Annotated in this window: 8 protein-coding genes; 6 read left to right on the forward strand and 2 right to left on the reverse strand. The window is 68.5% G+C overall.

The features are described from left to right. Positions 1-43: 43 nt before the first annotated feature. A complete protein-coding gene (locus QZV72_RS09130) occupies positions 44-1,492 on the reverse strand; it encodes a hypothetical protein (RefSeq protein WP_297007618.1) in 1,449 nt (482 codons plus the stop codon). A gap of 392 nt (positions 1,493-1,884) precedes the next feature. On the opposite strand from QZV72_RS09130, the gene QZV72_RS09135 reads away from it, so the two are divergent. Genes QZV72_RS09135 through QZV72_RS09155 form a run of 5 tightly spaced genes read left to right on the forward strand, consistent with a single transcriptional unit; the run spans position 1,885 to position 5,259 of the window. Continuing rightward, positions 1,885-3,162 carry an alkane 1-monooxygenase gene (locus tag QZV72_RS09135; RefSeq protein ID WP_297007620.1) on the forward strand — a complete coding sequence of 426 codons (1,278 nt, stop codon included), beginning with the start codon at positions 1,885-1,887 and terminating at the stop codon, positions 3,160-3,162. A 4-nt stretch (positions 3,163-3,166) separates the two neighbouring features. Beyond that, positions 3,167-3,556, forward strand: coding sequence for a hypothetical protein (locus tag QZV72_RS09140; protein WP_297007623.1), 390 nt, complete (start codon positions 3,167-3,169; stop codon positions 3,554-3,556). 38 nt (positions 3,557-3,594) lie between these two features. Beyond that, positions 3,595-3,762 carry a rubredoxin gene (locus QZV72_RS09145; RefSeq protein ID WP_297007625.1) on the forward strand — a complete coding sequence of 56 codons (168 nt, stop codon included), beginning with the start codon at positions 3,595-3,597 and terminating at the stop codon, positions 3,760-3,762. Between the two features lie 47 nt (positions 3,763-3,809). Continuing rightward, entirely contained in the window at positions 3,810-4,001 is a 192-nt protein-coding gene (locus tag QZV72_RS09150; RefSeq protein ID WP_297007628.1) for a rubredoxin, read from the forward strand. Between the two features lie 25 nt (positions 4,002-4,026). Next, the gene (locus QZV72_RS09155; RefSeq protein WP_297007631.1) at positions 4,027-5,259 is read left to right on the forward strand and encodes an NAD(P)/FAD-dependent oxidoreductase; all 1,233 of its coding nucleotides are present in this window, start codon (positions 4,027-4,029) and stop codon (positions 5,257-5,259) included. 80 nt (positions 5,260-5,339) lie between these two features. Here the strand turns inward: QZV72_RS09155 and QZV72_RS09160 are convergent, their stop codons facing one another. After that, positions 5,340-6,125, reverse strand: a complete 786-nt coding sequence (locus tag QZV72_RS09160; RefSeq protein WP_297007635.1) for a hypothetical protein — start codon at positions 6,123-6,125, stop codon at positions 5,340-5,342. Positions 6,126-6,269: 144 nt separating this feature from the next. Between QZV72_RS09160 and QZV72_RS09165 the strand changes: the two genes are divergently transcribed. Then, positions 6,270-7,442 (forward strand): carboxylesterase family protein (locus QZV72_RS09165; RefSeq protein ID WP_297007637.1); only part of this gene is annotated, 1,173 nt, incomplete at its 3' end.

Consider the following 7,442-nt stretch of genomic DNA (forward strand, 5'->3'; position numbering starts at 1 on the left):
CCACCAGACCTCCACCACCAGACCTCCACCTCAGATATCCACCTCAGACCCCCACCTCGCGGCCCGACCACTCCCCCGCAGCGTCCTGTGTGAACAGTCGCAGCCTATCGCCTGCACCGGGCCGCAGTCTGGAATCCATGACCCATACCGTGGCGGCGTCATCGACCTGAGCATGAGCCCGGGAATCGACCTCCACCTGCAGCAGCACCGACAGGTCCGCAGGGTCCACGACAATGAGAACCCCCTCGCCCGCTGCAACGAGGAATCTTCCTGACACCGTCGGCCGGGCGTACCGCAGCTTCTCCACCAGTTCACCCGGCAAGGCCTCAGCCACGGACACCTCCCGCACCACGTCCAGCTCACCACCCGGCGCGGCGTCGAGGTACTCCACCACACCACCTCGCCACAGCATCACGTGCCCACCGGCACACAGCAGTGTCCCCGCCCTGTCCGATTCGCCCACCTCCCACTCGCGCAGCCAGGTCACCGCACCGTCCGCGTCCACCCGCCCGAGATGCTGGACGCCATGCTCCACCGGCCAGCCGTAGAGCGCCCCCGGCGGCATGTGCATCCTCTCCCCGAGCCGCTCATACCGGCTGATGATCCAGTCGGCGCCCTCCCCGTCCGACCGGCGAGGCGCGCGCACCGCCTGACCGACCCCACCGCGCCAGGCAGGATGCTCCTCCTCGGAGAATGTCCCGTCGCCGGACACGGTGAAGGCCCGGGACATCGGCCCGTCCACACCGGCAGCGAGGACGCGGACGGCGTCCTGCCCCGCCGTCACACCCCGAACCGCCCCCTGCACCCGGATGAGGTATCTCCCCGCGTCACCGATCCACACCGGCAGCGCCACCGGTGTGGTCGACCCGGTCCGCAGGTCCGTCCGCCACACGACGGGAAGGCGCACGTCACCGCGCCAGAGCATCCGTGCGTCTGCTTCTCCGGTGACAGCGAATCCGTGGAGCGCCGTGGGACGATCCCGGGGCACCGGTCCCAGGCGGGACGCCGCGTCCAGATCAAGGTCCACCAGGAAGGATGCGATGGCCTCGTCATGATCGGGACGCCAGATCCGGTCGACGTCCCCGACCTGCCCGTCACCGGCGACCGACCGAACCCGGTCGAGGGCTCCCCTGGTCGGCACGATCAGTGTCTCGTGCCGACCGAGGCTCTCCCGGTGGAACCGACCGGTGATCCTGACGTACCCGAGGACAGGCCGCGGTGCCGCCCACCGGGCACACCAGCCATCACCGTGGAGCACCGTGTCCCAGGTCATCCGCCCCGGGTTAACCGGATCCGCCCCGGGGTACTCCTGCGCGTAGGCGTCGACGGTGACGACCTCGGCGGCGTCATCGGCGGCGTCATCGGCGGCGCCCTCCCGGAACTCCAGGATCAGTTCGACCGTCTCCCCGAGGTCACTCTCCGGTCCGTTCATATCCATGAGCGTCCATGCGTCCACCCGAACGGGAAGGACGCGCCGCGCCTGCTCAACCATGCCGCCACCCTACCGGCGGCGACCGACACCCGGAGCCGGGTCGGGCGCCCCAGGGTGGAATGACGCCGCCAGACCAACCCACGGCACCCGACCCAGGTGAAACGGCTCCGTCCCGGCCCCGCCGGCACCCCCCGCCGACCTGCCTCCAGCCGAATTACACCGACGTGTTTCAGCAGGTCACCGCGTCACCAAAAGTTTTCCGAGGGAAGTTTCACGGAACCGGTTGTTGTCTACAAACTTATATCGTATCGTCGACTACACAATCTGGAACGGGTGCTACAGATCACAGTCAGTGGCACCACGGGATCGGAATCACAGCCGTACCCCGATCACCACGAGACGACCGACGACCGACACTGCCCCGCTACGCAGTAGCCCCGGAGGGAAACCCCATGACCACGACCAGACCCCGGCCGACCGGAAGTTCCGGTCCCGCCGACGGCCCCGACACCACCTACGAACACCACCTCACCGCCGACGAGCAGAAGTGGATCGACAAGAAGAAGTACGCCTGGATCTTCAGCATCATCCCCGCGGCGATCCCCCTGATCATCTGGGGCGTCGCAGAGTGGATGGCCGCGATCAACGCACCCGCCTTCTTCTACCACGCCTCGTGGTTCCTCGGTCCCGTCGCCGTGTTCATCCTCATCCCCATCGGCGACTTCGTCCTCGGCCGTGACGGCGAGAACGCGCCCGAGGAATTCGTCCCCCAGCTCGAGGAGACGAAGTACTACCGCATCATCTCCTACCTCTACTTCCCCGTCATGCTCGCCAGCCTCATCCTCTGCTGCTGGCAGTGGACCTACGGCGACATGGAATGGTACGACAAGCTCGGACTGGCCTGGTCCATGGGCATGACCTCCGGCATCGGCATCGTCGCCGCCCACGAACTCGGCCACAAGAAGACCGGCTTCGAGCGCTGGCTCGCCAAGATCGTCCTCGCCGTCCCCGCCTACGGGCACTTCTACGTCGAGCACAACAAGGGCCACCACGTGAAGGTGGCCACCCCGGAGGACCCGGTGAGCTCCCGAATGGGGGAGAACGCCTACATCTACCTGCTGCGCTCCATCCCGCGTCAGATCCCGCGCGCCTGGAACGTCGAGAAGACCCGCCTGGCGCGGTCCAAGAAAGGCCAGTTCAACCTGGACAACGACGTCTGGAACGCCTGGTTGATCACCCTCGTCCTCTGGGGTGCCCTGGTCATCGGTTTCGGCATCGGCATCCTGCCCTACATGCTCATCCAGGCCGTCATCGGCATCGCCCTGCTGGAGTTCGTGAACTACCTCGAGCACTACGGCCTGCTGCGTCAGAAGCTCGAGGACGGACGCTACGAGCGCTGCTCTCCGGAACACTCCTGGAACTCCGACAACCTCACCACCAACATCTTCCTGTACCAGCTGCAGCGTCACTCCGACCACCACGCGAACCCGACCCGCCGGTACCAGTCCCTGCGCTCGGACGTCTTCGCCCCGGAGCTGCCCGCCGGCTACGCGACGATGATCGCCGCCGCGGCCATGCCCCCCGTGTGGTTCGCGATCATGGACAAGCGACTGATGCAGTACTACAACTACGACATCGAGCGGGCGAACCTGCACCCGGGCAAGGCCGCGAAGCTCCGCAAGAAGTGGAACCGCATCGCCGCCGAGCAGCAGACCGTGAAGGCGGGGTAGCGACATGACAACCGCGGCACAGTCACCGAAGTCCACCGGCTCTGACCTGGACGCCCTGCGCGCCGCCGGCGGCGGGAACATCCCCGTCACCGCCGCGCCACCGCAGAAGAAGACCGACCCGACACTGCACTACTCGATGTGCATCGGGCTGACGGTCCTCGGGATCGCCGTCATCGTGCTCGGCATCCTCGGCATCCTCGGTGTGGCCTTCCTCAAGGAGGCCTACCCCTGGTTCCTGCTGATCTCCCTGTTCTTCCTGCTGCCCGGCATCGTCGGGCTATACCGCGGTCCCGGCGAGCCGTCGACACACGTCATCCCGCGTCCGAAGAACCGCAGACCGATCGACCCGACCGCCGGCGCCGGCGGTGCGGCCGGCCCGGCGCCGAAGCCCTGACCGGCATCCACACCAACGACCACAGAGAAGAGAGAATCATGGCCATCTACCAGTGTCCCGGCTGCGACTACCGCATCGACACCGCCGTCGGCGACAGCTCCGAGGGCTTCGCCCCCGGCTTCGACTGGGACGCCGAGGTCCCCGAGGACTGGTTCTGCCCCGACTGCGGCGTCCGGGACAAGGTCGACTTCGACCGGATCAGTTAAGCCGGCCACATCAGCTGGAACAACACCCCCACAAGAGAGGAACCATCATGAGCACCGCGACGATGACCGACTACAAGATCTGGGAATGCGCCCAGTGCGGCTACATCTACGACGAGTCCAAGGGGGACCCCGAGGAGGGGTTCCCGCCCGGTACCCGGTGGGAGGACATTCCCGACGACTGGGAGTGCCCGGACTGCGGCGCCGCGAAAGCGGACTTCGACATGGTCCGGATCGGCTGACCCCCAGAGAAGCGGAGCACACCACATGTCACGCATCGCGGTCATCGGCGGCGGCGTCGCCGCCCACACCCTCGTCAAGTCTCTGGTCACGGCACAGCAGGCACAGCAGGCACAGCAGGAGGACGCCGCAGACGCCGCCCTCACCATCGACGTCTTCACCACCGAGACGCACCAACCGTACCGGCGTCCCGAGGTGAACAAGGGCATCCTCCTCGACGGGAAGTCCCCGGCCGATGTCGCGTTGCCCGCGGAGATCTTCGAGACCCCCGGTGTCACCTTCCACCCGGGCACCGCGGTCACGGCAGTGGACCTCGGGGGCAGCACCCGCTCCCTCACCGCCGGGGGCGTCACCTACCCCTGTGATGAGCTGGTCTTCGCCACCGGCGCAGGCCCCCGCCTGCTGGAGGTCGAGTGGCTCGACGGCCGTGACGTGCACTACGTGCGCACCCCGGAGCACGCCGCCGCCGTGCGGAAACGGCTGCTCGAACTCACCGCCGACGAAACCGTCGTGGTCATCGGTGGTGGTGTCCTCGGACTGGAGGCCGCATCCGCTGCCGCCACCCTCAGCAGGGCCCGGGTCCACGTCCTGGAACTCGCCGACGAGGTCTGCTCCCGCATCCTCCCGCCGACGGCGTCCCGCTGGCTGCGGGACCGGCACAGCGAGCACGGCGTCACCGTCACCTGCGGGGTCTCCGCGGACTCACTGCCCGGCACTGTCGACGATCTGGCCCCGTCAGTGGTGATCGTCTCGGTCGGCGCGGTACGTGACACGATGCTCGCCGAAGACGCCGGACTGCCCGTCGGCGGGGGCGTCGGCGGCGGCATCATCGTCGATGAGCGTGGCCGGACCAGCGTGCCCGGTATCTTCGCCGTCGGCGACTGCGTCGAGATCCACACCACCGACGGCCGCATCCTGCGCCCCGAGGACGACGGCTCCGCCCGCACCATGGCCGGCATCGTCGCGGCGCAACTGGGTGGCGGGGACGCGGCGACCGGTGCGCCGGCGGCGGCGTCCTTCCTGGACACCCCGCAGAAGGGCTGGACAAAGCAGTACGGCCACATGCTCAACATCCTGGGCGCCACCGGCGCCGGTGAGGGGCGCACCGAGCATGTCGTCCTGGACTCCGCCGATGAGCTGGTGGTCTTCACCGTCAGCGACGCTGGCGCCGGTGCCACGGTTGTCGGCGTCACCACGGTCGGACGCAGCCCCGGAGTCCGCTCGGCGAAGAATGCCCTGGGCACGGTGCTGGCCGGGTAGACCCCCGACATCACCCACAGCCGCAACGAAACCCCCGGCCCGCCGCGGACCGAGGGTTCACTGCTGCAGTGTCTGCACCGCTACACCGAGCAGGCGACGCGTGCCTGGGAGGCGATGGCACAGACCGACTCGTCGGTGAGGACCCACCTGCCGTCCTTCGCCACGTAGTAGAGGTCGGCCGGCGGCTTGGAGCCGAGGCCGACCATCGACATCTGAATGGTCGCGGTCATGTGGTCGCCCTCGACGACCACGGGGTCGACCATCTCGTAGCGGAAGATCATGATTTTCCGCATGGCCTCGCCGGCGTCCCTGATGGTCTGCACACCGGCCGGATTCTCCAGGTTTGCGGCGATGGTCTCGTCCGAGGCGCCCTGCGCGAGGATGGTCTCCATCTGGTTCTTCAGCTCGGCGTTGGACGGCTGCGCCGGGACGCCGGCATTCGACGACCGTGCGGACGCGGCGACGCCGGTGTTCCCCGAGTCTCCTGCGCCGACGGACGGGTCATCGATCGGGGCACCCGCGGCACCGTTGATGCGGGCCGGCTCGCCGCTGGAACCGGAACCTGCCGAGGTGGTCGAGGTCGGCTTCGCACCACTCGTCGACCGCTGCGCGGTGGTGGTGTTCGCGTCTTTCTTGGAAGTGACACCGGAGGAGTTCGCGGTGCCCTCCCCCTGCACGTAGGTGATCTGGTGGTCACTGGCGTTGGCGAACATCACGGCCGCCCCCACACCGATGACGACGGCCGAGGCCAGTGCCGAGAGCCCGACGGACAGGGCGACGGTGGACCAGCGCACCGACCTGTCGTTCCTCTCCTGCTGCTCGTCGTTGTCGAAACCGGCGTCATCGTACCCGGTGTTGTCAGCCATTCGGTTCTCCTTGCCGTGCGGGCACAATGCGCCACAGACTCCTCTGTCGGAACGGATTGTAGTATAGCCTTGCCGAAAAACAACCCCGGTTGACCGTAACTCGCACAGTGGGGACAGTCACACCGTCGGCGTTATGATCGAGGAATGAGTGACGTGCCCCTGAACCACATCGCCACCGATGTCCCGGGACGCGACCCCTGGACCGTCGAGACCTCCACCGGTGCCGTCCGCGGCCACCAGGTCAACGGTGCGGTCGCATTCTGCGGCATCCCCTACGCGGAGCAACCCACCGGTGACCTCCGGTTCCGCCGCGCCACCCCTCGCACCCCGTGGCACGGCGTCCTCGTGGCGGCCCGGCCCGGCGACTACTGCGCCCAGTGGCGCAACAGGACCATCGGCTGGGTCGGCAGCGAGAACTGCCTCTGGCTGAACGTCGTGGTCCCGCGCCCCGACCCCCGTGGGCCGGTGATTGACCGGAGCGCGCGGCGCCCCGTGGTGGTGTACCTGCACGGCGGGTCGAACATCCACGGCTCGGCGGCGGAGCCGCTGCTGTCCGGGGAGTACTTCGCCGCCGCGACGGACGCCGTCTACGTCGCCGTGAACTACCGTGTCGGTGTCCTCGGGCAGCTCGCCCTGGGCTCCGCCGACGATCTGGACGAGCGCCGGTTCGACTCGAACGCGGGCCTGTCGGACATCATCGCCGCCATCGGGTGGGTCCATGAGAATGCGGAGCAGTTCGGCGGCGACCCGCGCCGGATCACCGTCATGGGCGAATCCAGCGGCGGCGCGATGGTCACCGCCCTCTCCGCGGTCCCGGCCGTGAAGGACCTGGTCCACGGGTTCATCGCCCAGTCCCCGGCGGCGGCGATGGTGCACACCCCGGCGGACGCCGCCCGCATCGCCGACTCCGCGGTGGAGATCATGCGCGGCTCCGACGACGGGCGGCGTCCGCGTCCCGGGGGGACCGGACATGACCTGCTCACCGCGTCCGCCGAGGGGCTGGCGTGGTTGACCGAGCGGGTCAACGAGGCGTCCTGGGGAAACTCGGGCATCGCCGGCGGGTTCGCCCCGGTCATCGACGACCTGCTGCCCGCCCACCCGCTGACCCCCGGCGCGCAGTCCGACATTCCGCTGCTCATCGGCACGAACCTCGACGAGTACGTGCTCATGCGGTGGGCGTACCCGCGGGCCGGCATCTTCGCCGCGGAAGCGCAGAAGTTCGCCGGGGACATCGACCCCGTGCGGGGGCCGGGCGTCCTCTCGGAGCTGTACGGCAACGGGCGGCGACGGGCGGACGCCGGACGCTTCATCGGGGAC

The sequence above is a fragment of the uncultured Corynebacterium sp. genome, from assembly GCF_902782855.1.
Lineage (GTDB): Bacteria > Actinomycetota > Actinomycetes > Mycobacteriales > Mycobacteriaceae > Corynebacterium.